Source organism: Variovorax ginsengisoli, from assembly GCF_030486595.1.
GTDB lineage: Bacteria > Pseudomonadota > Gammaproteobacteria > Burkholderiales > Burkholderiaceae_C > Variovorax > Variovorax ginsengisoli_B.
Window position 1 is genome coordinate 13,161 of record NZ_JAUJZH010000052.1, and the last position, 21,245, is coordinate 34,405.

The 21,245-nt window shown below is 67.8% G+C and carries 20 protein-coding genes; 12 read left to right on the forward strand and 8 right to left on the reverse strand.

From position 1 onward, the window contains the following. Positions 1-4: 4 nt before the first annotated feature. The 3 genes from glyS to QZH52_RS37260 form a co-directional block, all read right to left on the reverse strand. Positions 5-2,146 (reverse strand): glycine--tRNA ligase subunit beta, encoded by a 2,142-nt coding sequence (gene glyS / locus QZH52_RS37250; protein ID WP_301816311.1) that lies wholly within the window; start codon positions 2,144-2,146, stop codon positions 5-7. A 3-nt stretch (positions 2,147-2,149) separates the two neighbouring features. Further along, positions 2,150-3,055, reverse strand: coding sequence for a glycine--tRNA ligase subunit alpha (gene glyQ, locus QZH52_RS37255; protein ID WP_301816312.1), 906 nt, complete (start codon positions 3,053-3,055; stop codon positions 2,150-2,152). Between the two features lie 212 nt (positions 3,056-3,267). Then, positions 3,268-4,335 carry an asparaginase gene (locus QZH52_RS37260; protein WP_301816313.1) on the reverse strand — a complete coding sequence of 356 codons (1,068 nt, stop codon included), beginning with the start codon at positions 4,333-4,335 and terminating at the stop codon, positions 3,268-3,270. Between the two features lie 217 nt (positions 4,336-4,552). Between QZH52_RS37260 and QZH52_RS37265 the strand changes: the two genes are divergently transcribed. From QZH52_RS37265 to QZH52_RS37295, 7 genes are all read left to right on the forward strand, one after another. Beyond that, positions 4,553-5,188, forward strand: coding sequence for a TetR family transcriptional regulator C-terminal domain-containing protein (locus tag QZH52_RS37265; protein WP_436411679.1), 636 nt, complete (start codon positions 4,553-4,555; stop codon positions 5,186-5,188). 107 nt (positions 5,189-5,295) lie between these two features. Further along, positions 5,296-5,883 carry an NAD(P)H-dependent oxidoreductase gene (locus tag QZH52_RS37270; protein WP_286534894.1) on the forward strand — a complete coding sequence of 196 codons (588 nt, stop codon included), beginning with the start codon at positions 5,296-5,298 and terminating at the stop codon, positions 5,881-5,883. Between the two features lie 23 nt (positions 5,884-5,906). Beyond that, positions 5,907-6,773 (forward strand): creatininase family protein, encoded by an 867-nt coding sequence (locus QZH52_RS37275; protein ID WP_301816315.1) that lies wholly within the window; start codon positions 5,907-5,909, stop codon positions 6,771-6,773. 58 nt (positions 6,774-6,831) lie between these two features. Next, positions 6,832-7,821, forward strand: a complete 990-nt coding sequence (locus QZH52_RS37280; RefSeq protein WP_301816316.1) for an ABC transporter substrate-binding protein — start codon at positions 6,832-6,834, stop codon at positions 7,819-7,821. A gap of 39 nt (positions 7,822-7,860) precedes the next feature. Next, positions 7,861-8,697, forward strand: a complete 837-nt coding sequence (locus QZH52_RS37285; protein WP_301816317.1) for an ABC transporter ATP-binding protein — start codon at positions 7,861-7,863, stop codon at positions 8,695-8,697. A gap of 58 nt (positions 8,698-8,755) precedes the next feature. Beyond that, entirely contained in the window at positions 8,756-9,664 is a 909-nt protein-coding gene (locus QZH52_RS37290; RefSeq protein ID WP_436411678.1) for an ABC transporter permease, read from the forward strand. A 5-nt stretch (positions 9,665-9,669) separates the two neighbouring features. Beyond that, the gene (locus tag QZH52_RS37295) at positions 9,670-11,028 is read left to right on the forward strand and encodes an FAD-binding oxidoreductase (RefSeq protein ID WP_301816318.1); all 1,359 of its coding nucleotides are present in this window, start codon (positions 9,670-9,672) and stop codon (positions 11,026-11,028) included. On the opposite strand, the gene lnt is transcribed toward QZH52_RS37295, so the two are convergent. The 4 genes from lnt to QZH52_RS37315 form a co-directional block, all read right to left on the reverse strand. Beyond that, positions 11,025-12,542: an apolipoprotein N-acyltransferase gene (gene lnt, locus QZH52_RS37300; protein WP_301816324.1), complete on the reverse strand. Its 1,518-nt coding sequence runs from the start codon at positions 12,540-12,542 to the stop codon at positions 11,025-11,027. The genes QZH52_RS37295 and lnt overlap by 4 nt on opposite strands. 56 nt (positions 12,543-12,598) lie before the next feature. Beyond that, complete coding sequence (locus tag QZH52_RS37305) at positions 12,599-13,477, reverse strand: CorC family transporter (RefSeq protein ID WP_286529482.1); 879 nt, start codon at positions 13,475-13,477, stop codon at positions 12,599-12,601. A gap of 74 nt (positions 13,478-13,551) precedes the next feature. Beyond that, the gene (locus QZH52_RS37310; RefSeq protein WP_286534898.1) at positions 13,552-14,277 is read right to left on the reverse strand and encodes a GNAT family N-acetyltransferase; all 726 of its coding nucleotides are present in this window, start codon (positions 14,275-14,277) and stop codon (positions 13,552-13,554) included. Positions 14,278-14,385: 108 nt separating this feature from the next. Further along, positions 14,386-14,859, reverse strand: a complete 474-nt coding sequence (locus QZH52_RS37315; protein ID WP_286505783.1) for an Lrp/AsnC family transcriptional regulator — start codon at positions 14,857-14,859, stop codon at positions 14,386-14,388. Between the two features lie 142 nt (positions 14,860-15,001). On the opposite strand from QZH52_RS37315, the gene hppD reads away from it, so the two are divergent. Both hppD and QZH52_RS37325 read left to right on the forward strand, forming a co-directional pair. Beyond that, entirely contained in the window at positions 15,002-16,129 is a 1,128-nt protein-coding gene (gene hppD, locus QZH52_RS37320) for a 4-hydroxyphenylpyruvate dioxygenase (protein ID WP_286534899.1), read from the forward strand. Between the two features lie 26 nt (positions 16,130-16,155). After that, entirely contained in the window at positions 16,156-16,962 is an 807-nt protein-coding gene (locus QZH52_RS37325; protein WP_301816319.1) for a transporter substrate-binding domain-containing protein, read from the forward strand. Here the strand turns inward: QZH52_RS37325 and QZH52_RS37330 are convergent. Further along, positions 16,955-17,812: an esterase/lipase family protein gene (locus QZH52_RS37330; RefSeq protein WP_366919369.1), complete on the reverse strand. Its 858-nt coding sequence runs from the start codon at positions 17,810-17,812 to the stop codon at positions 16,955-16,957. The genes QZH52_RS37325 and QZH52_RS37330 overlap by 8 nt on opposite strands. 125 nt (positions 17,813-17,937) lie before the next feature. Between QZH52_RS37330 and QZH52_RS37335 the strand changes: the two genes are divergently transcribed. From QZH52_RS37335 to QZH52_RS37345, 3 genes are all read left to right on the forward strand, one after another. Further along, the gene (locus QZH52_RS37335; protein ID WP_301816321.1) at positions 17,938-19,629 is read left to right on the forward strand and encodes an AMP-binding protein; all 1,692 of its coding nucleotides are present in this window, start codon (positions 17,938-17,940) and stop codon (positions 19,627-19,629) included. Then, positions 19,626-20,552, forward strand: coding sequence for an MBL fold metallo-hydrolase (locus tag QZH52_RS37340; protein WP_301816322.1), 927 nt, complete (start codon positions 19,626-19,628; stop codon positions 20,550-20,552). Before QZH52_RS37335 ends, QZH52_RS37340 begins: the two co-directional genes overlap by 4 nt. Positions 20,553-20,726: 174 nt before the next feature. Continuing rightward, positions 20,727-21,071, forward strand: coding sequence for a GNAT family N-acetyltransferase (locus QZH52_RS37345; protein ID WP_366919370.1), 345 nt, complete (start codon positions 20,727-20,729; stop codon positions 21,069-21,071). Positions 21,072-21,245 lie beyond the last annotated feature (174 nt).

Consider the following 21,245-nt stretch of genomic DNA (forward strand, 5'->3'; position numbering starts at 1 on the left):
ATGGTCAAGCCGCCAGCCGTTCCAGCTGCGCCACCCGGTTCATCGCCGCATGCAGCAGCATCAGCAGCCCGAGCCGGTTCAGCCGCAGGTCGGCCTGCTCGGCATTGACCATCACGCCGTCGAAGAAGGCGTCGACCGGCCCGCGCAGCGCCGCCAGCGTCTGCAGCGAGGCGGTGTAGTCGCCCTTCTCGAACTGGGCGTCGGCCACCGGCACCACTTCGCGCATCGCGGCGTGCAGCGCCTTCTCGGCCGGTTCCTTCAGCAGCAGGTCGCTGACGTGTGCATCGGCCTCGGGCGACTTCTTGAGGATGTTGCCGATGCGCTTGTTGGCGGCGGCCAGCGCCGGTGCTTCCGGCAGCGCGGCAAAGGCGCGCACCGCCGCCAGCAGCTTGGGCACTTCGCCGAGCCGCTGCGGGCGCGGGGCCAGCACGGCATCGACTTCCTGCGCGCTGGCGCCCTGCTCGCGCAGGCTGCCGGAGAGCCGGTCGTAGATGAAGGCCTCGAGGGCGTCGGTGGGATCGTTCAGCGCCAGCTCCCCGCCCTTCGGCGCATGGAAGGCGGCGAAGCCACTGCCCAGCACCGCGCGCAGGTCGAGCGGCAGGTGACGCTCGACCAGCATGCGGATCACGCCCAGCGCATGGCGGCGCAGCGCGAACGGATCGCGGTCGCCGGTCGGCAGGTTGCCGATGCCGAACATGCCGACCAGGGTCTCGAGCTTGTCGGCCAGGGCGACCACGACGCCGACCGGATTGCGCGGCAGTTCGTCGCCCGCGAAGCGCGGCTTGTAGTGGTCTTCGATCGCGTCGGCCACCGCGGCGTCGAGGCCGTCGTGCAGCGCGTAGTAGCGGCCCATCGTGCCCTGCAGCTCGGGGAATTCGCCGACCATGTCGGTAACCAGGTCGGCCTTGGCCAGCTGCGCGGCCTGCGTGGCCTGGCGCGCCAAGGTGGCGTCGCCGAGCTGCTCGGCCAGCGCGCGCGCGATGCGCATCACGCGCTCGACCCGCTCGCCCTGGGTGCCGAGCTTGTTGTGATAGACGACCTTGGCCAGCGATTCGACCCGCGAGGCCAGCGACCTCTTGCGGTCCTGGTCGAAGAAGAACTTGGCGTCGGCCAATCGCGGGCGCACCACGCGCTCGTTGCCGCCGATGACCGCGCTGGCGTCGTCGGGGCGGATGTTGCTGACCACCAGGAACTTGTTGCTGAGCTTGCCCGAGGCATCGAGCAGCGGGAAGTACTTCTGGTTGGCCTTCATCGTGAGGATCAGGCACTCCTGCGGCACGTCGAGGAACTCGCGTTCGAATTCGCACACCAGCACATTGGGTCGTTCGACCAGTGCCGTGACTTCGTCGAGCAGCGCGTCGTCGTCGATCGGCTGCATGCCGCCACCGACCTTCACGGCCGCTTCGGCCAGCTGGCGCGCGATCTCGAGCCGGCGCGCCTCGAAGCCCGGGATGACCGCGCCCTGCTCGCTCATCTGCCCGGCATAGCTGTTGGCGTCGCGCAGCTCGATCGGATCGACCGCCGCCTCGAAGCGATGGCCGTGCGTCTGCCGGCCGGCCGTCAGGCCGAGCGCGGCGACCGGCACGACCGCGTCGCCGTGGAGCGCCACCAGGCCGTGCGCCGGCCGCACGAAGCTGACGCTGGTCCAGCCCGGCAGTTCGCAGTTGGTCTCGAGCTGGTAGCTCATGACCTTCGGGATCGGCAGCTTGGCGATCGCCTCGGCCAGCGACTTCTGCAGCCCCTCGGCCAGGGTCGCACCCTTGGCGGTGCTCTGGAAGAACAGCGCCTCGGCCTTGCCGTCCATGGCACGTTGCAACCCCGGCACCGCGCCGGCGTCGGCGCCCAGCGCCGCCAGCCGCTTGAGCAGCGCGGGCGTGGCCTGGCCCGCGGCGTCGAGGCCCACCGTCACCGGCATGAGCTTCTGCGAAACCGCCTTGTCGGCGGCCTGCGCCAGCACGTTCGTCAGGTGCGCGGCCAGTCGCCGCGGCGAGGCATAGGCCGTGAGCACCGAACCGGCATCGGCCAGCCCCTGGGCGATCAGCTGGTCGCGCAGCACCGTGGCGAAGGCGTCGCCGAGCTTCTTCAGCGCCTTGGGCGGCAGTTCCTCGACGAACAGTTCGACGAGCAGGTTGTTGTTCGTGGTCATCGCTCAGGCCGCCTTCTTCGTCATCTGTGCAACCCACTCGCGCGGCGCCATCGGGAAACCGAGCCGCTCGCGGCTCTCGTAGTAGCTCTGCGCGACGCTGCGCGCGAGGTTGCGGATGCGGCCGATGTAGGCGGCGCGTTCGGTCACGCTGATCGCGCCGCGCGCGTCCAGCAGGTTGAAGCTGTGGGCCGCCTTGAGCACCTGCTCGTAGGCCGGCAGCGCAAGCTGCACCTCCATCAGGTGCTTCGCCTGCTTCTCGTGCGCGGCGAAGGCGGTGAACAGGAAGTCGGCGTCGCTGTGCTCGAAGTTGTAGGTCGACTGCTCGACCTCGTTCTGATGATAGACATCGCCGTAGCTGATGCCCGGCGCCCACTCCAGGTCGTAAATACTCTCTTTGCCCTGCAGGTACATCGCCAGGCGTTCCAGCCCGTAGGTGATCTCGCCCGTGATCGGCTTGCAGTCGATGCCGCCGACCTGCTGGAAGTAGGTGAACTGGGTCACCTCCATGCCGTTGAGCCAGACCTCCCAGCCCAGGCCCCAGGCGCCGAGCGTCGGATTTTCCCAGTCGTCCTCGACGAAGCGGATGTCGTTCTTCTTCAAGTCGAAGCCGAGCGCCTCGAGCGAGCCCAGGTAGAGCTCGAGGATGTTGCTCGGCGCCGGCTTCAGCACCACCTGGTACTGGTAGTAGTGCTGCAGCCGGTTCGGGTTCTCGCCGTAGCGGCCGTCCTTGGGGCGGCGGCTCGGCTGCACATAGGCGGCCTTCCAGGGCTCGGGGCCGAGCGCGCGCAGGAAAGTGGCGGTGTGCGAGGTGCCGGCGCCGACCTCCATGTCGTAGGGCTGCAGGAGCGCGCAGCCCTGGGTATCCCAGTAGGCTTGGAGCTTGAGAATGATCTGTTGGAAAGTCAGCATGGTGGGCCTGGTGGCCGCAGGAGGGCGAAGCGCCCGCCGAGGCGGCGAACCGGCCATTTTACGAGCCACAACCCGACCGGAGGATTCGCCCCGCGCCAGCCGGGGCGTGTTCGTGAAATACCGCGGAACCAGCTCCGCCGGGCCGCAGGTATTGCCCCCCGGCCAGGGGGGTGGGCGCCCGGACACGAAGTGCCGGGCAACTTGGGGGCGAGTCAATACTCCCAGAAGATCCGTTGCAGTTCCTTGGTGTCTTTGGTCTTGGTCAGCGCCACCATCGTCAGGATCCGCGCCTTCTGCGGCCGCATGTCGTGCGCCACCACCCAGTCGTACTTGTCGTCCGGCTGCTCGGCGTTGCGGATCACGAAGCCGTCCGGCACCCGCGAGCTGCGGATCACCAGGATGCCGTCGGCGCGCACCTTCTGCAGCACCGGCACGATCCGGTCGGCCACCGAGCCGTTGCCGGTGCCGGCATGCACCAGCGCCTTGATGCCGCTGGCGGCCAGGGCGTTGATGGCGGTGGGGGCCACGCCTTCGTAGCCCAGCGCGATCTCCACCGGGGGCAGCGCGTCGATGCTGTCGATGTCGAACTCCGACTGCATCGTGTGGCGCTTCACGGGCGCGCGGAACCAGTAGTTCCGGCCCTCCACGATCATGCCCAGCGGACCCCACTGGCTCTTGAAGGCCTCGGTCTTGATGTTGACCGTCTTGCTGACGTCGCGGCCGCTCTGGATCTCGTCGTTCATCGTGACCAGCACGCCTCGACCGCCGGCATCCTTGCTGGCCGCGACGTTGACCGCGTTGAACAGGTTCAGCGCGCCGTCGGCCGACAGCGCGGTGCCCGGACGCATCGAGCCGACCAGGATGATCGGCTTGGCCGTGTGGACCGTCAGTGTGAGGAAGTAGGCGGTCTCTTCCAGCGTGTCGGTGCCGTGGGTGATCACGATGCCGTCGACGTCGGGTTGCTTCGACAAGGCGGAAACGCGCTTGGCCAGGGTCAGGAGGTTGTCGTTCGTGAGGCTTTCGGAGGCGACCTGGAACACCTGCTCGCCGCGCACGTTCGCCACCTTGGACAGTTCGGGCAGGCCCGCGATCAGCTTGTCGACCGGCACCTTGGCGGCCGAATAGGTCGCGCTGTTGACGGCCGAGGCACCGGCCCCGGCGATGGTGCCGCCGGTGGCCAGGATCACGACGTTGGGCAGCGACTGGGCCTGCGCGATGGCGGCTGCGGCCAGCAGCGCGGCGGCGCCCGCCAGGCGGCGGAAGCGGGAAGCGAAGTACATGGAGACTCCTTTGGGAGGTGTGGTGCGGAGGGCCGAAAAGATACCGGATCGCGGCCGTTCCGGCGCAGGCCGCCGATGCCGTGCACGCATGCGGTCATGCCGCCGGCCGCACACCGTGGCGCAGCAAGATCCGGGCAAGCGCTACCATCCCCGGCGGCACCCGCCGAAAACGATGACCTCCGAGACCTACTCTTCCGAGTCCCCGGCCGCGCAGCAGATGCCGGCCCCCAGCGGCCCGCTGTCGCGCGCGCGGCCCGGGCGCGAGCGCATCCTGGCCGCGATCCGCAGCGCGGCCATCGCCGAGTTCAGCCTGCACGGCCTCAAGGGCGCCTCGACGCAGGCGATCGCCGCCCGCGCCGGGCTCACCAAGCCCCAGCTGCACTACTACATCCCCGGCAAGGAAGAGCTCTACGAGGAGCTGCTGATGCAGGTGCTGCACGACTGGAAGGTGGTGTTCTCGTTCGAGGACCACGCCGGCGCGCCCGGCGCGGTGCTGGGCGACTACATCCGCAAGAAGCTCGACCACGCCTTCGACAACCCCGAGATCTCGCGGATCTTCACCCGCGAGGTGCTCGACGGCGGCCGCAACCTCGAGCGCTACTGGCCCAACGCCAGGCTCTGGACGCAAAAGAAGGTCGACATCATCAACGGCTGGATCGCGCGCGGCCTGATGCGCCCGCTCGACGCCCGGCTGCTGCTGATGCACATCTGGGCCATGACCCAGAGCTATGCCGACTACGCGCTGCAGACGCGCGTGATGCTCGGCCTGCCGCCCGACGCGCCGATCGACCGCGAGCCGATCGCGCGAGAGTTGGTCGCCTTCGTCCTCGGCGGCTGCGGCATCAAGCCCTAGCCTTTCCCCCGCCTGCTCGCCGGACGTCCCGCTTTTGGTGCGGAGGCCCTGGCACGTCGCTTGCATAACCTGACCACTTGCTCTGATTAAGCGGTCAAACACACACCATGCGAGTGCTCGTCGTCTATTGCCACCCGGTCGAAACCAGCTTCCATGCGGCGCTGCACCAGGAGGTGCTGCGCAACCTGCGCGCCGCCGGCCATGAGGTCGATGACTGCGACCTCTATGCCGAGGGCTTCGACCCGGTGCTGTCGCGCGAGGAGCGCCTGGGCTACCACGAGGTGCCGAGCAACCAGTTGCCGCTGAAGCGCCATGTCGAGCGGCTGCAGTGGGCCGAGGGCATCGTGTTCTGCTTCCCGACCTGGTGCTTCGGCCTGCCGGCGATGCTGAAGGGCTATTTCGACCGCCTCTTCATGCCCGGCGTCGCCTTCGACCTCAGCGACCCGAAGAACGTCAAGCCGATGCTCACCAACATCCAGCGCATCTCGGCCGTCGTGACCTACGGCCGCCCGCGCTGGGTCGCCTGGTACATGGGCGACCCGCCGCGCAAGATCGTCACGCGCTACATGCTTCGCCTCACCGGCAAGCAGGCGCGAGTCGACTACCACGCCCACTACCACATGAACGTGGCGACCGAGCCGCAGCTCAAGCGCTTCATGCAGCGCGTCGGCAGCGCGATGGCGCGCTTCGCCTGATCCCTTCCCGTCACAGGACTCCCATGCTCCACGGCTATATCCCGCCCCACCGCTTCCTGCCCTACCTGAGCTGGACCGAGATCGACGCGCTGCCCGACCGCGAGAACACCGTCATCGTGCTGCCCTGCGGCGCCATCGAGCAGCACGGCCCGCACCTGCCCTGCTCGGTCGACAGCGTCATCGCCTCGGGCGTGATGGGCAAGGCCCTCGAACGCCTGCCGCCCGAGGTGCGGGCCTTTGCCCTGCCGACCATCACCTACGGCAAGTCGGAAGAGCACCTGCACTTTCCCGGCACCATGACCTTGACCGGCACCACCCTGCTCTCGACCGTGATCGAGATCGGCGAGTCGGTCTACCGCTCGGGCTTTCGCAAGCTGCTGTTCGCCAACGGCCATGGCGGCCAGCCGCAGGTGCTGGAGATGGCGGCCCGCGAGCTGCGGCTGCGCCATGGCGACTACGTGGTCGTGCCGCATGGCGTGTCGCGGCTGCCGAGCGCGGCCAGCAAGCAGGTGAGCGACCAGGAAAAGCGCCTCGCGATGCACGCCGGCCATTCGGAGACGGCGCTGATGCTCGCGCTGGCGCCCGACACGGTGCACATGGAGCGCGCCGCCGCCAATTTCCCGCCGCCGTTCCCGATCAAGCTGCTGTCGCCCGATGGCCGCCCGGCCTGTGCCTGGACCGCGCGCGATTTCGGCCCCAGCGGCGTCATCGGCGATCCGACCAGCGCCACCCGCGAGCAGGGCGAGGAGATCCTCGACACCCTGGCCGCAAGCTGGGTGCAGGCGTTGACCGAGCTGCACGCCCTGCGCTGGGTGGTGCGCGACGAAGCCACCTGGGGCCGCGGCCACGAACAGGGCTTCATCCAGACCGCCGCCGGCCTCCCCGCCTGAGGCCCGCTCCTTGCATCCGATTCCGCTTCGATCCCAACCCCACAGAGAGGTCCCCACCATGCGCCTTCCCCTCGCCCTCCGTCTCGCCCCCCTGGCCGCGGCCCTCGCGCTGGCCGTCGCCGCGCCGGCCCAGGCCCAGGACAAGTTCACCTACATGACCAACTGGTACGCGCAGGCCGAGCACGGCGGCTTCTACCAGGCGGTCGCCCAGGGCATCTACAAGAAGTACGGCCTCGACGTCACGATCAAGATGGGCGGCCCGCAGGTCAACATCACGCAGATGATGGCCGCCGGACAGGCCGACTGCATCATGGGTTCGAGCGACATCCAGATGATGCAGGTGCGCGAAGGCGGCGTGCCGGTGGTCAACGTGGCGGCCTTCTTCCAGAAGGACCCGCAAGTTCTGATCGCGCACGACGACGTCAAGAAGTTCGAGGACCTCAAGGGCAAGACGATCCTGATCGGCGCCCAGGCCAATCGCGGCTACTGGCCCTGGCTGAAGGCCAAGTTCGGCCTCACCGACGAACAGACGCGCCCCTACACCTTCAACATCCAGCCCTTCGTCGCCGACAAGAACACGGCGCAGCAGGGCTACCTGACCTCCGAGCCCTATGCGATCCAGAAGGCCGGCGTGAAGAGCACCGTGCTGATGTTCAGCGACCACGGCTTCCCGGCCTATGCGACCACGGTCTCGTGCATGGACAAGACCGTGAAGGAGCGCAACAAGCAGGTGGCGGCCTTCGTCAAGGCCTCGGCCGAAGGCTGGAAGAGCTACCTCAATGATCCGGCGCCCGCCAATGCGCTGATCAAGAAGGACAACCCCAACATGACCGACGACCAGCTCGCCTACAGCGTCGCCAAGCTCAAGGAGATGGGCATGGTCACCGGCGGCGACGCGGCCACGCAGGGCATCGGCGTGATCACCGATGCGCGCACCAAGGCCAGCTACGACTTCCTGGTCTCGGCCAAGCTGCTCGACCCGGCCAAGGTCGAGATCGCCAAGACCTACACCACTGAATTCGTGAAGGACGCGAAGGTCCTGCCCTGACACACCGGGCGCCTCGGCGCCCCTCTCGAAAGGCTTTGCATGAACGACACCGAATCCGCCGCCTACACGCTGCCGGCGCAGCCCCGGCTCACTGTCCCCGCCGTCGAGGTCCTGTCCGCCGAGAAGACCTATCCGAACGGCACCCAGGCGCTGCTGCCGGTGGACCTCCGGATCGCCGAGGGCGAATTCGTCACCCTGCTCGGCCCCTCGGGCTGCGGCAAGAGCACCTTGCTCAAGATGGTGGCCGGAATGCTCGAGCCGACCGACGGCCGTCTGTTGGTCTGGCGCAAGCCGGTGGCGCAGATCGACGAGAGCGGCCGCCGCATGGCCTTCGTGTTCCAGTCGCCGACGCTGATGCCCTGGGCCAGCGTGCGCACCAATGTGCGGCTGCCGCTCGATCTCGCCGGCGTGCCGCGCAAGGAGGCGGAAGACCGTGTCGCCGAAGCGCTCGAACTGGTCGGCCTGGACAAGTTCGCTTCGGCCTTGCCGCGCGCCCTGTCGGGCGGCATGCAGATGCGGGTGTCGATCGCGCGCGGCCTGGTGACGCAGCCCGACCTGCTCCTGATGGACGAGCCCTTCGGCGCGCTCGACGAGATCACGCGCCACAAGCTCGACGCCGAGCTGCTGGAGCTGTGGCAGAAGAAAAAACTCACGGTGATCTTCGTGACGCATTCGATCCATGAGGCGGTGTTCCTGTCGAGCCGTGTCGTGATGATGGCCGCGCGGCCGGGCCGCGTGGTCGAGCAGTTCGGCATCGACGAGCCCTATCCGCGCCGTGCCGACTTCATGGTGTCGCCGCAGTTCAGCCGCTACGCCAAGACCTTGCAGGACAGCCTGCTGCGCGCCAGCAGCGCGCACGACGAGGTGCAGGCATGAGCGCCGCCCGGCCGCCCGAAGGCGCTCGCGCGGCAGTGCGCAGCACGGAGGCTTCTCTATGAGCGCATTGGCACCGACAACCGCCGCGGGAACGACGACGATGACCTCCTCCGCAACGCCAGCTAGGGCGCGCCCGGCGCCGACGCCCACGCTGAAGAAGCAACCGGCCCGCATTCCGCTGCTCCAACAGCCGCACGTCCAGCGCGTCATGTATCCGCTGCTGGTCGGCGTGGTGCTGATCGGGCTCTGGCAGGGCCTGGTGACGGCGATGGAGCTGCCGCCCTACCTGGTGCCCTCGCCCTACCTGATGATGCAGACGCTGGTCACCGACTGGGTGCCGCTCGGCATGGCCTTGATGGTGACGCTCAAGATCACCGTGCTGTCCTTCGTGGTCGCGACCATCGCCGGCGTTCTGATCTCCTTCCTGTTCGTGCAGAGCAAGCTGATCGAGACCGCGCTGTTCCCCTATGCGGTGCTGCTGCAGGTGACGCCGATCGTCGCGGTGGCGCCGCTGATCATCATCTGGGTCAAGAACCCGACCGCCGCGATGGTGGTCTGCGCCGCGCTGGTGGCGCTGTTCCCGATCATCAGCAACACCACGCTCGGCCTGCGCAGCATCGATCCCGACCTGCAGAGCTACTTCAAGCTCAACCGCGCCACCCGCTGGCAGCAGCTGGTGCGCCTGCGCATCCCGAGCGCGCTGCCCTACTTCTTCGGCGGCCTGCGCATCTCGAGCGGGCTGGCGCTGATCGGCGCCGTGGTGGCCGAGTTCGTCGCCGGCACCGGCGGCTCGGGTGCCGGCCTGGCCTACCAGATCCTGCAGGCCGGCTTCCAGCTCAACATCCCGCGCATGTTCGCGGCCCTGCTGCTGATCTCGCTGACCGGCGTCGCGCTGTTCGTGCTGATGGCCTGGCTCACCAAGCTCGCGCTCGGCTCCTGGCACGCGAGCGAACTCTCCCAAGACTGATTCCGATGAACGCACCCATGACCTCCATCGAGCGCCTGCACCTCGAACTGCCCGAACTCGACTGGATCACCGACCCGAGCCGCATCGCACGGCTGTCGCAGGACTTCGCCTGGTTCAGCCCGGTGCTCGACCGGCAGCTGAAGGACAAGCGCGCCGACGCCGTCGTGCGCCCGCGCACCGAAGGCGAGATCCGAGCCCTGGTCGGCGCCTGCGCCCGCCTGGGCGTGCCGATCACGATCCGCGGCAGCGGCACCGGCAACTACGGCCAGACCACGCCGCTGGCCGGCGGCGTGGTGCTCGACATGACCGGCTACAACGCGCTGCTGTGGGTGCGCACCGGCGTCGCCCGGGCGCAAGCTGGCATCCGGCTCGGCGAACTCGAGAAGCACACGCGACCCTCCGGCCAGGAGCTGCGCTGCATTCCGTCGACCTACCGCAGCGCGACGCTCGGCGGCCTGTTCGGCGGCGGCTTCGGCGGCGTCGGATCGATCAACTACGGCCCGCTCGGCGCCCCCGGCAACGTGCTCGGCCTGCGCGCGATGACCATCGAGCCCGAGCCGCAGATCGTCGAGCTGCGCGGCGCCGAGGCGCTGCGCATGCACCACCTGTGGGGCACCAACGGACTGGTGCTCGAGCTCGAAGTGGCGCTGGCACCGGCCCATCCCTGGCTCGAGAGCCTGGTGGTGTTTGACGCCTTCGCCCCGGCGCTGGCCTTCGCCGACGCGCTGGCGAACGCCCCCGGCATCGTCAAGCGCGAGGTCGCCTTCTTCGCCAGCCCGGTGCCCGACCACCTGGCGCAGCTGGCCGAGCATCTGCCCAAGGGCTGCCACGCGGTGCTGTCGCTGGTGGCGGAGTCCTCCGAAGACCCGATGCGCGCGCTGGCTGATGCGCACGGCGGCCGCATGACCTACCGGAAGACCGCCGAGGAGGTGAAGAAGAGCAACCGCACGCTGATGGAGTTCACCTGGAACCACACGACGCTGCACGCACTCAAGGTCGACAAGTCGCTGACCTACCTCCAGAGCAGCTTCGTCCCGGGCCGGCACGTGGCGCAGATCACCGAGATGGAGCAGCGCTTCGCCGGCGAGGTCCTGATGCACGTCGAGTTCCTGCGCGGCCTCGACGGCCTCCTCACCTGCAGTGCGCTGCAGCTGGTGCGCTTCACGACCGAGGAGCGGCTGGCCGAAATCATCCGCCTGCATCGCGAGCACGGCGTGCGCATCAACAACCCGCACGTCTTCGTGGTCGAGGACGGCAAGGCCGGCGGCGCATTGCCGCCCGACATCGTCGAGATGAAGAAGCGCTTCGATCCGCGCGGGCTGCTGAACCCGGGCAAGCTGCGCGACTGGCCGGTGAAGCCCTAGCCTGGACGCCGGCGCAGCGCCAGGGTCGCCGCAACGACGGCCAGCGCCAATCCCCACAACGGCCAGAGTCCGAAGCGCGACACCCACACCGCAAACGGCGTGCGCCCGCCCCGCCCTTCGACCTCGGCCTTCAGCACGCCGCGCGTGAGCCGCGGCAGCTCATGCGTCACCCGCCCGCGATGGTCGATGACCACCGTGGCGCCGGTGTTGGTGGCCCGCACCATCGGCCGCTGGAACTCCAGCGCCCGCATGCGCGAGATCGCGAGGTGCTGGTCGATCGCGATCGAGTCGCCGAACCAGGCGATGTTGCTGACGTTCAGCAGCACCGTCGGCGCCTCCTCCGCGCTGCGGAAGTTGGCACCAATCTCGTCGCCGAACAGATCTTCGTAGCAGATGTTCGGCGCGATGCGTTGGCCCAGCCAGACGAAGGGCGCCTGCGCCAGTCCGCCGCTGCGGAAGTCGCCGAGCGGGATGTTCATCATGTCGGTGAACCAGCGGAACAGGCCCGGGATGAATTCGCCGAAGGGCACCAGGTGATGCTTCTCGTAGCGGTAGGGCGCCGCCTCGCCCGGACGGAAACCCAGCACCGCATTGCTGTAGGAGCGGCCATCGCCCATCGGCAGGCCGACGATGGCGGCCTGGGTGCCGCTCGCATAGCGGGCCGCGATCGCGTCCAGGTAGCCCGGCGGCAATTGCGAGGGCAGCAGGGGCAGGGCCGTCTCCGGCGTGATCACCAGCGGCGCGTCGGCATCTCGCAGCTGCGCGCCGTACCACTGCAGCGCGGTCGCGATGCCGCCGCCCGGAATGAACTTCTCGTCCTGCGGAATGTTGCCTTGAAGCAGTGCCACGGTGATGCGGCCGCGCGAACGGGCCGCATCATCGGCCGGCACGCCGCGCGCCAGCGCGATCAGCGCCGGAACGCCGAACAACACCAGCGCCAGCCCGACGGGCAGCGCAAAGGCGCGCCCGCGCGCATGGCGCATGGCCAACGGGACCAGCGTCGCGATGCCGGCAGCGATCGCGCCGATGCCGTAGACACCGACCCAGGGCGCATAGACCGCCAGCGGCCCTTCGACGTGGGCATAGCCGCCCGCGCCCCATGGAAAGCCCGTGAACCAGCTGCCGCGCAGCAGTTCGGCGAGGGTCCACAGCGCGGCGAAGAAGGCCGCCGCGCGCAGCGAGCCCGCCGGGGCGAAGGCCACGTACAGGGCGCAGCCGAGCGCGTAGTAGAGCGACAGCGCCGCCGCCAGCGCGAACACCGCCACGGCGGCCAGCGGCGCCGGCAAGCCGCCATAGGTGTGCATCGAGATGAACAGCCACCAGAAGGTGCCGAAGAGCCAGGCGGTCGCGAACACCCAGCCGAGCAGCCCCGCAGCCCGCCAAGGCCGAGGCCGGGGCCCGGCGGCCGACGCATCACCGCCGACCGGGCGCAGCGCGTCCAGCTGCCAGACCAGCGCGGCCAGCGACAGCAGCTGCAGCCACCACAGCGGCTGGCCGTTCCAGGGCGCGGCCATCGACGCCGCCTGGGCCAGCCCCGCGAGCCCGAAGCCCAGCGCGCGCAACGGGGTTTTCAATCGGCCGAGTCGTCGCCGCGCGCCGGCGAGACCTTGAACCAGCGCACCGCGCCGCCCTTGGTGTGCAGCACGACGAAGTCGAAGGCGCCGAGCGCGTAGTGCTCGCCGCGCTTGGGCACGTGGCCCATCTCGTGCGCGATCAGGCCGCCGATGGTGTCGAACTCCTGGCTCAGCGCCTCGTCGTCGAAGGTGATGCCGAAGGCCTCGGCCACGCGCTCGATCGGCGTGTCGCCCGCCACCCGGTAGGTGTGGTCGGCCAGGCCGAAGATATCGCCCTCGTCCTCGGGGATGTCGAACTCGTCCTCGATCTCGCCGACGATCTGCTCGAGCACGTCCTCGATGGTGATCAGGCCGGCGACGCGGCCGAATTCGTCGATCACCACCGCCAGGTGGTTGCGGTTGCCGCGGAACTCGCGCAGCAGGTCGTTCAGGCCCTTGCTCTCGGGCACGAAGGTCGGCGGCCTCAGCAGCGCGCGGATGTTCAGCCCCGGCGCGCGCTGCAGCTTGAGCAGGTCCTTCGCGAGCAAGATGCCGATGATGTTTTCCTTCTCGCCCTCGTAGACCGGAAAGCGCGAGTGGGCGGTGTCGATCACCAGGTGCAGCAGCGCGTCGTAGGGCGCGTCGATGTTGACCAGGTCCATCCGCGGCGCAGCGACCATCACCTCGCCGGCGGTCATGTCGGCCATGCGCAGCACGCCTTCGAGCATCACGCGCGATTCGGCGCCGATCACGTCATTGTCCTCGGCGTCGGCGAGCGTTTCGATCAGTTCGTCGCGGGAATCGGGCCCGGGATGGATGAATTCGGCGAGCTTCTGAAGAAAGCTGCGCTTGTCTTCGCGTTCGACGGGCGCGCGATCAGGGTGAGGGTCGGCCACTGCAGCAGGGCGGAGTTGGGGAAACGCAAGGATAACCCACCCACGCTATGCGGCTGGAAACCTCTGGGTGAGCGTCAAGCAGCTGATTTGTCTCGCGCGGCGCGCACGCCGCTGCGGATTTCCTGCAGCTCTGCCAGGAACGACCAGAACTGCTTGGCCCGGGTCTTGAGCTGGTAGTCGACCTGCGCAAAGTGCTGCAGCGCAATTTCGCTCATGCGGCTGTCGAAGGTGGCGGCCGGCAGTTCGAGGTGGGCCTCGGACTCGGAGCCGCTGCGCACCACGGTCGCGCCGGCATTGCGCGCGATCTTCAGCATCGCGGCGTTCTCGCTCAGGGCGTGGATGAACAGCATGCCGACGCCTTCGTTGCGCGCCACCACCACGGCGCGCTCGAACAAGCGGGCGCCGTAGCCGCGTCCACGGGCGTGGACGGCCACGGAAACGCCGAACTCGGCGCAGTCCTGCTGCTGGTCGGCAGGTGCAAAGGCCAGGTGGGCCATCGCGATCAATTCGAGCCGGCGGTTGTAGATGCCGAACAGTTCGTCGCGCTCGAAATCGAGCCCGTCGACATAGCGTTGGACTTGTTCATCGGACGCCGCATAGCCGAACCGCAGGTAGCGGTCGTGCTGCGGCAGGGCCAGCAGGTGCTGCGCGATGCGGTCGCGCTCGCGCGGGCCGATCGAACGGATCGGCACCATGACGGGGTGCGGCGCGGCGGCGCGCGGTTGCGCCTCAACCATCGGCGCCTTCAAGAACGAGCCGACGCCGAGTGAGGCTAGAAAGAGGGCCTTGGCGGTAAGCATGCATGGAATATAAGGGTTTTCCCTAAACCCTCAAGGGGACGGGGTCTGCTCCCAGACGATTCAGTGAACAAATTCCGCTCCTGCCTTATCGGCAGCCGACGCACGTTGTTACAGGGGCACGGCCGTGGTCGCCTTGACCCGGTCGAGCACGAAGCTGGTCTTGCAATCCTGGACGCTCGGGTGCTTCAGCAGGGTGTTCATGATGAAACGGCTGTAGTGCGCCATGTCGGCCACGACCACGCGCAGCAGGTAGTCCATCTCGCCCGTCAGCGCCGCGCATTCGACGACCTCGGGCCAAGTTTGCACGCTCGCCCGGAACAAGTCCATCGGGTTGCGCTTGTGGCTCTCGGTGAGCTTCTCGAGCCGCACGTTGAGGTAGGCGGTGAGCCCCAGGCCGACCGCCTCGGGCTTGACCAGGGCGACATAGCGGTCGATCACGCGGCTTTCCTCCAGCCGCTTGACCCGCCGCAGCACGGCGCTGGGCGACAGGCTGACCTGCTCGGCCAGTTGGTCGTAGGTGGCGCGCCCGTCGGCCTGAAGCGTGCGCAGAATTTGCCGATCTATCTTGTCAAGTGCATCCATCGCTAGATTTTTGCACTTTTCCTGCGTCAGATGTCGATTCAATGCCCAATAACGCCGAAATCATGAAGGCCCGCGCTTTTACAGTTCCATACCGACACCGCGCCGCCGCGGCCGCACACTGACTTCCCACGGAGATCACGCCATGAGCACCACCGACACCGCCGCCTTCACCCCCTGGGAGAACCCGATGGGCACCGACGGCTTCGAATTCATCGAGTACGCGGCACCGGACCCGGCCGCCATGGGCCGCGTCTTCGAGCAGATGGGCTTCCGGCCGATCGCCAGGCACCGCCACAAGAACGTGCTGCTGTACCGCCAGGGCACGATCAACTTCATCATCAACTCCGAGCCCGACTCGTTCGCCCAGCGCTTCGCGCGCCAGCACGGCCCCAGCATCTGCGCCATCGCCTTCCGCGTGCAGGATGCCAAGGCGGCCTACGAGCGCGCGATCGGCCTCGGGGCCTGGGGCTTCGCGCCCGGCGCCGGCCCGGGCGAGCTCAACATCCCGGCGATCAAGGGCATCGGCGACAGCCTGATCTATTTCGTCGACCGCTGGCGCGGCAAGAACGGCGCGGCACCCGGCGACATCGGCAACATCGGCTTCTACGACGTCGACTTCGAGGCGCTGCCGGGCCTCTCGGCGGTCGAGGCGCTGGCGCCCGAGGGCCATGGCCTGACCTACATCGACCACCTGACCCACAACGTGCACCGCGGGCGGCTCAAGGAGTGGGCCGATTTCTACGAGCGCTTGTTCAACTTCCGCGAGATCCGCTACTTCGACATCGAGGGCCAGGTCACGGGCGTCAAGAGCAAGGCCATGACCAGCCCCTGCGGCAAGATCCGCATCCCGATCAACGAGGAAGGCAACGAGAAGGCCGGCCAGATCCAGGAGTACCTCGACAGCTACCGCGGCGAGGGCATCCAGCACATCGCGATGGGCTCGCGCGACCTCTTCCACACAGTGGACGCGCTGCGGGCCGCGGGCGTGAAGCTGCTCGACACCATCGACACCTACTACGAGCTGGTCGACAAGCGCATCCCGGGCCATGGCGAAGACGTGGCGGCGCTCAAGCAGCGCAAGATCCTGGTCGACGGCAAGAAAGGCGCGCTGCTGCTGCAGATCTTCAGCGAGAACCAGCTCGGGCCGATCTTCTTCGAGTTCATCCAGCGCAAGGGCGACGACGGCTTCGGCGAAGGAAACTTCAAGGCGCTGTTCGAGAGCATCGAGCTCGACCAGATTCGCCGCGGGGTGCTGGCCGCCGCACAATAGGCGCCCCGATCCCACCTGGAGCCTCCATGCGCCTGCCGACGTCGTCCCCGCTTCGTTCCCTCCCCTGGATCACGGCCGCGGCGCTGGTGCTCGGAGGCTGCGCCACGGCGCCACCCCAGGCGGCGCCGGTGTCCCGCCTGGACGCCGTGCAGAAGGCCGGCGTGCTGCGCATCTGCACGCCGGGCGACTACAAGCCCTTCAGCTTCCAGAAGCCGGACGCGGGCTACGAGGGCATCGACGTCGACCTCATGACAGGCTTCGCCGCCAGCCTCAACGCCCGGCCGGAGTGGGTCAAGACCAGCTGGGCCAACCTGATGCCCGACCTCACTGCGGCCAAGTGCGACATGGCGGTCGGCGGCATCTCGGTGACCACCGACCGGCAGAAGCTCGCCTTCTTCAGCAGCGCCTACATGGTCAACGGCAAGACGCCGATCGCGCGCTGCGCCGATGCCGCCAAGTACCAGACGGTGGCCCAGATCGACAAGCCCTCGGTGCGCGTGATCTTCAACCCGGGCGGCAGCAACGAGCGTTTCGCGCGCGCCAACTTCAAGCAGGCCAAGCTGACCCTGCACGGCGAGAACGTCACGATCTTCGACGAGATCCTGGCCAACCGCGCCGACGTCTTCGTCACCGAGTCGGCCGAGGCCATCACGCAGCAGAAACTCAAGCCCGGCCTCTGCGCGATCAATCCCGACAAGCCGCTGCAGTACGGCGAGATGGCCTGGCTGCTGCCGCGCGACGACGTCGCCTTCAAGTCCTATGTCGACCAGTGGCTGCACCTGTCGCAGGCCGGCGGCGAGTTCCAGCGCGTGATGGACCGCTGGCTCAAGTAGCGTCGAGCAGCGCCAGGACCTCTCGCCGGACGGGGGCGTCGAAGGCCAGCTCCACATGGCCACGGCCGGCGGCGAGCCGGTTGTCCGCACCCGGCAAGGTTGCCACCGAGGTCGGGAACACGATGTTGTCGCTGTTCGAATACCAGCAGCTGAAGGGCACCTGCTGCACGCTCGTGCGCTCGCCGTCGATGCGTTGCAGCCACTCGCCACCCATCCGCATCTGACGGCCGTTGGCCGTGCGTCCGAAGCGCGCCAGCCAGGTGCCGCGATGCGGCGTGCCGAGGGTAGCGATGCGATGCACCCGCGCGCCGTCGGCATCGCGCAGCCAGGCCCGGGCCGCGAGCCCGCCCATGCTGTGGCAGATCAGGAGCGGCGGCTGGCCGGTCGCGGCGGTCACGCGCACGATGGCGGCATCGATGGTCTGCACGTAGCGGTCGATCGAGCCGAAGACCGGCTCGAGGTCGACCGCGACGAAGGCCCGGTCGGCGGCGCGGAGTTCGCGCAGCCAGGGCGTCCAGAACGCGCGATTGCCGACGAAGCCGTGCACCAGCACGACGCCCCGCCGCCCTGACTGCGGCAGGTGGTCCGGAATGGCGCGCCACCGAAAGGGCTGGTACCAGGCGAAGACGCGCGGTGCCGCGATGCTCTCGGCCAGCCAGGCCTTGAAGAACTGCCAGGCGCTGGCACGCGGCAGCGGGTCGCTTTCATCGACGCGCCAGGCCAGCACGAACTCGAACGCGAGGAAGACCGCGTGCGAGCCGCTCAGCACCAGCAGTCCCGCGATCGCCGTCGCCGGCGAACGGCTCCACCAGGCCGCGGTCCACGCCACCGCGGCGACCAACCAGGCCAATACCAACCACCGCTGAGCACGAGCAACCATCCGCCAACTATCGCACGCGCGACCCGCGCTCCTAGGACAAGCCCGCTGGCGTCGGGTGGCGGGTCGCTCCGACAATCCGCGCCAAAGGAGATCGAATGCAGACATCAGTGCTTCAGAGTTATCCCGCCGGCGTGCCGCATGAAGTCCATCCCGAGCAGTACGGCTCGCTGGGGCAGTTGTTCGACGAGTCGTTCAAGCGCTACGCCGAGCGTCCCTTCTCGGTCTGCATGGAGCAGTGGATGACCTATGGCGAGGTCGACGTGCTGTCGAAGGCCCTGGGCGCGTGGCTGCAGTCGCTCGGCCTCGAGCCCGGCGCCCGCGTGGCGGTGATGCTGCCCAACGTGCCCCAGTTCGCGGTCACGGTCTGCGGCGTGCTGCGTGCGGGCTACACCTGCGTCAACGTCAATCCGCTCTACACGGCGCGCGAACTCGAACACCAGCTCAGGGACTCGGGCGCCACCGCGATCGTCATCCTCGAGAACTTCGCCACCACGCTCGAGCAGGTGATCGACCAGACCGCGATCAAGCACGTGGCCGTGACCTCGATGGGCGACCTGCTCGGCGGCATGTACGGCGCCTGGATCACCTTCGCCGTGCGCCATCTCGCGAAGATGGTGCCGCCCTACAAGATCGCGCTGTCCAACGGACGCACCGTCACGCCTTTCAAGGACGCGATCGCGGCCGGTCGCGGCCGCACGCTGGCGGCCGATCCGAGCACCCTCGATTCGATCGCGTTCCTGCAGTACACCGGCGGCACCACAGGACTGTCGAAGGGCGCGGTGCTGACCCATCGCAACATCGTCGCCGCCACCCTGCAGGCCGAGGCCTGGTTCACGCCGGCGCTGGGCCGGGCGGGCGACCTGTCCAAGGTCAACAGCATCGCCGCCCTGCCGCTCTATCACATCTTCGCCCTGACGCTGCTCCTGCTCGCGATCCGGCAAGGTTCGCACCTGACGCTGGTGCCCAACCCGCGCGACATCGGCAAGTTCATCGCCGTCCTCAAGAAGCGGCCGTTCCACATGCTTCCCGCAGTGAACACGCTCTTCAATGCCCTGCTGGTCCATCCGGAGTTCAAGAACGTCGACTTCTCGCAGCTGTTCGTCTCGCAGGCCGGCGGCATGGCGGCCTCCGAGGGCACCGCGCGCAAATGGTTCGAGGTCACAGGCTGCCCGATGATCGAAGGCTGGGGCATGAGCGAGACCTGCGCGATCGGCACAAACAACCCGGTCACCAACACCCACTACAGCGGCAACATCGGCCTGCCGCTGCCGGGCATCGAGATCGCCATCAAGGACGACCAGGGCCGCTCGCTGCCGGCGGGCGAGCATGGCGAGCTCTGCATCAAGGGGCCGAACGTGATGGTCGGCTACTACAACCAGCCGGCCGAGACCGCGGCCGCCTTCACGGCCGACGGCTTCATGCGCACCGGCGACATCGCGGTCATGCAGGAAGACGGCTACAGCCGGATCGTCGACCGCAAGAAGGACATGATCATCGTCAGCGGTTTCAACGTCTTCCCGAACGAGCTCGAGAACGTGATCTCGCTGTGCCCCGGGGTGGTCGAGTGCGCCGCCATCGGCGTGCCCGACGAGAAGCAGGGCGAGGCGATCAAGGTCTTCGTGGTCCGCAAGGATCCGGCCCTGACCGAGGAAGCGGTCATGCGCTATTGCCATGACCAGCTCACGGGCTACAAGCGACCGAAGCAGATCGAGTTCCGCGACGCGCTGCCGAAGACCAACGTGGGCAAGATCCTGCGCCGCGAACTGCGCGTGGGCGCGACAGGTTGACATCGGCGACGGAGAGCCTGCCCGCGGGACTTCAGGTCTTCGAGCGCGGCTGGCTGTCGGCCAACACTCTGCTGTTCACCGGCCGTGCGCAGACGGCCGTGGTCGACACAGGCTACGCGACGCATGCGATGCAGACCGTTGCGCTGATCGACGCCGCGCTGGGGCCGCGGCCGCTGGACCTGCTGCTCAACACCCATCTGCACAGCGACCACTGCGGCGGCAACGCCGCGCTGCAGTCGCGACATCCCGGCGTGCGAGCGTTGATCCCGCCCGGCGAAGCTGCGGCCGTGGAGGCCTGGGACGAAGAGGCCTTGAGTTTCAAGGCCACCGGCCAACGCTGCGACCGCTTCCGCTTCGATGGGCTGCTCGCCCCGGGCAGCGAGGTCGTGCTGGCCGATCTCCCGTGGCAGGTCCATGCCGCCAAGGGACACGATCCGCATTCGGTCATCTTGTTCGAGCCCGTCTCGAGGACCCTGATCTCGGCCGATGCGCTCTGGGAGAACGGCTTCGGCGTGGTTTTTCCGGAGCTGTTCGGCGAACCCTCCTTCGACGAGGTCGGGGCCACGCTGGACCTGATCGAGTCGCTCGCACCGTCGCACGTGGTTCCCGGTCACGGGCGCGTCCTCCACGATGCGCCCGCGGCCTTGCGGAAGGCTCGCAGCCGGCTCGAGGGCTTCCAGCGGCAGCCGGTCAAGCATGCGCGCCACGCGCTCAAGGTGCTGCTGAAGTTCAAGCTGCTCGAATGGCAGAGCATCTCGCGCGAAGAATGGGCCGCCTGGCTGGCCGCGACCCCGTATGTCGAGACGGTGCGGGCGCGCTTCTTCCACACCTCGCCATTGGACGACCTTGCCGGGGAAATTCTTGACGAACTCGTGGCCGTCGGTGCGGCGGCCACAGATGGCGCGCGCATTTTCAATCGTTGATTGGCGATTGGCACCCAGCCAATTGAGCCTTGACGCCCGATCCTTTCGCTAGACTTCCGCATCATGCATTTTCATTTCAGACGCGCGGGAGAGGAGGATGCACCAGCCGTGCGCTCGCTGAGCCGAGCTGCGTATGCGAAGTGGGTCCCGGTGATCGGACGCGAGCCTCTCCCGATGAAGGCCAACTATGAAGCGGCTGTTAGGGAACATCTGATCGATCTGCTGGAGGTCGACGGCATGCTCGCGGCCCTGGTTGAGATGATCCCCGAGTCGGAATGGCTGCTAATTGAAAACCTCGCGGTCGCTCCAACGTTTCAGCGCCGCGGTTGTGCACGTATCCTCTTGGAGCGAGCACAGGAAACGGCACTGGCCCTGCGACTCAAAGGACTCCGACTCTTCACGAACAAGTTGTTTGAGTCGAACGTCGATTTATATCTTCGATACGCATTCGCTATCGATCGCGAGGAGCCCTTCATGGGTGGCATCACCGTTTATATGAGCAAATCTCTTACGGCCTGATCGCGAAACGCTGACATCCTGACTTTAGCGCGCGCTTGCTGATTGGCGCCCGCGCGGCGTCCCCAAAGCAAAACGCCCAGCCTTTTGAGGGGCTGGGCGGTTTGGGCTGTAAGAGCCTGACGATGACCTACTTTCACACGGGAACCCGCACTATCATCGGCGCTGAGGCGTTTC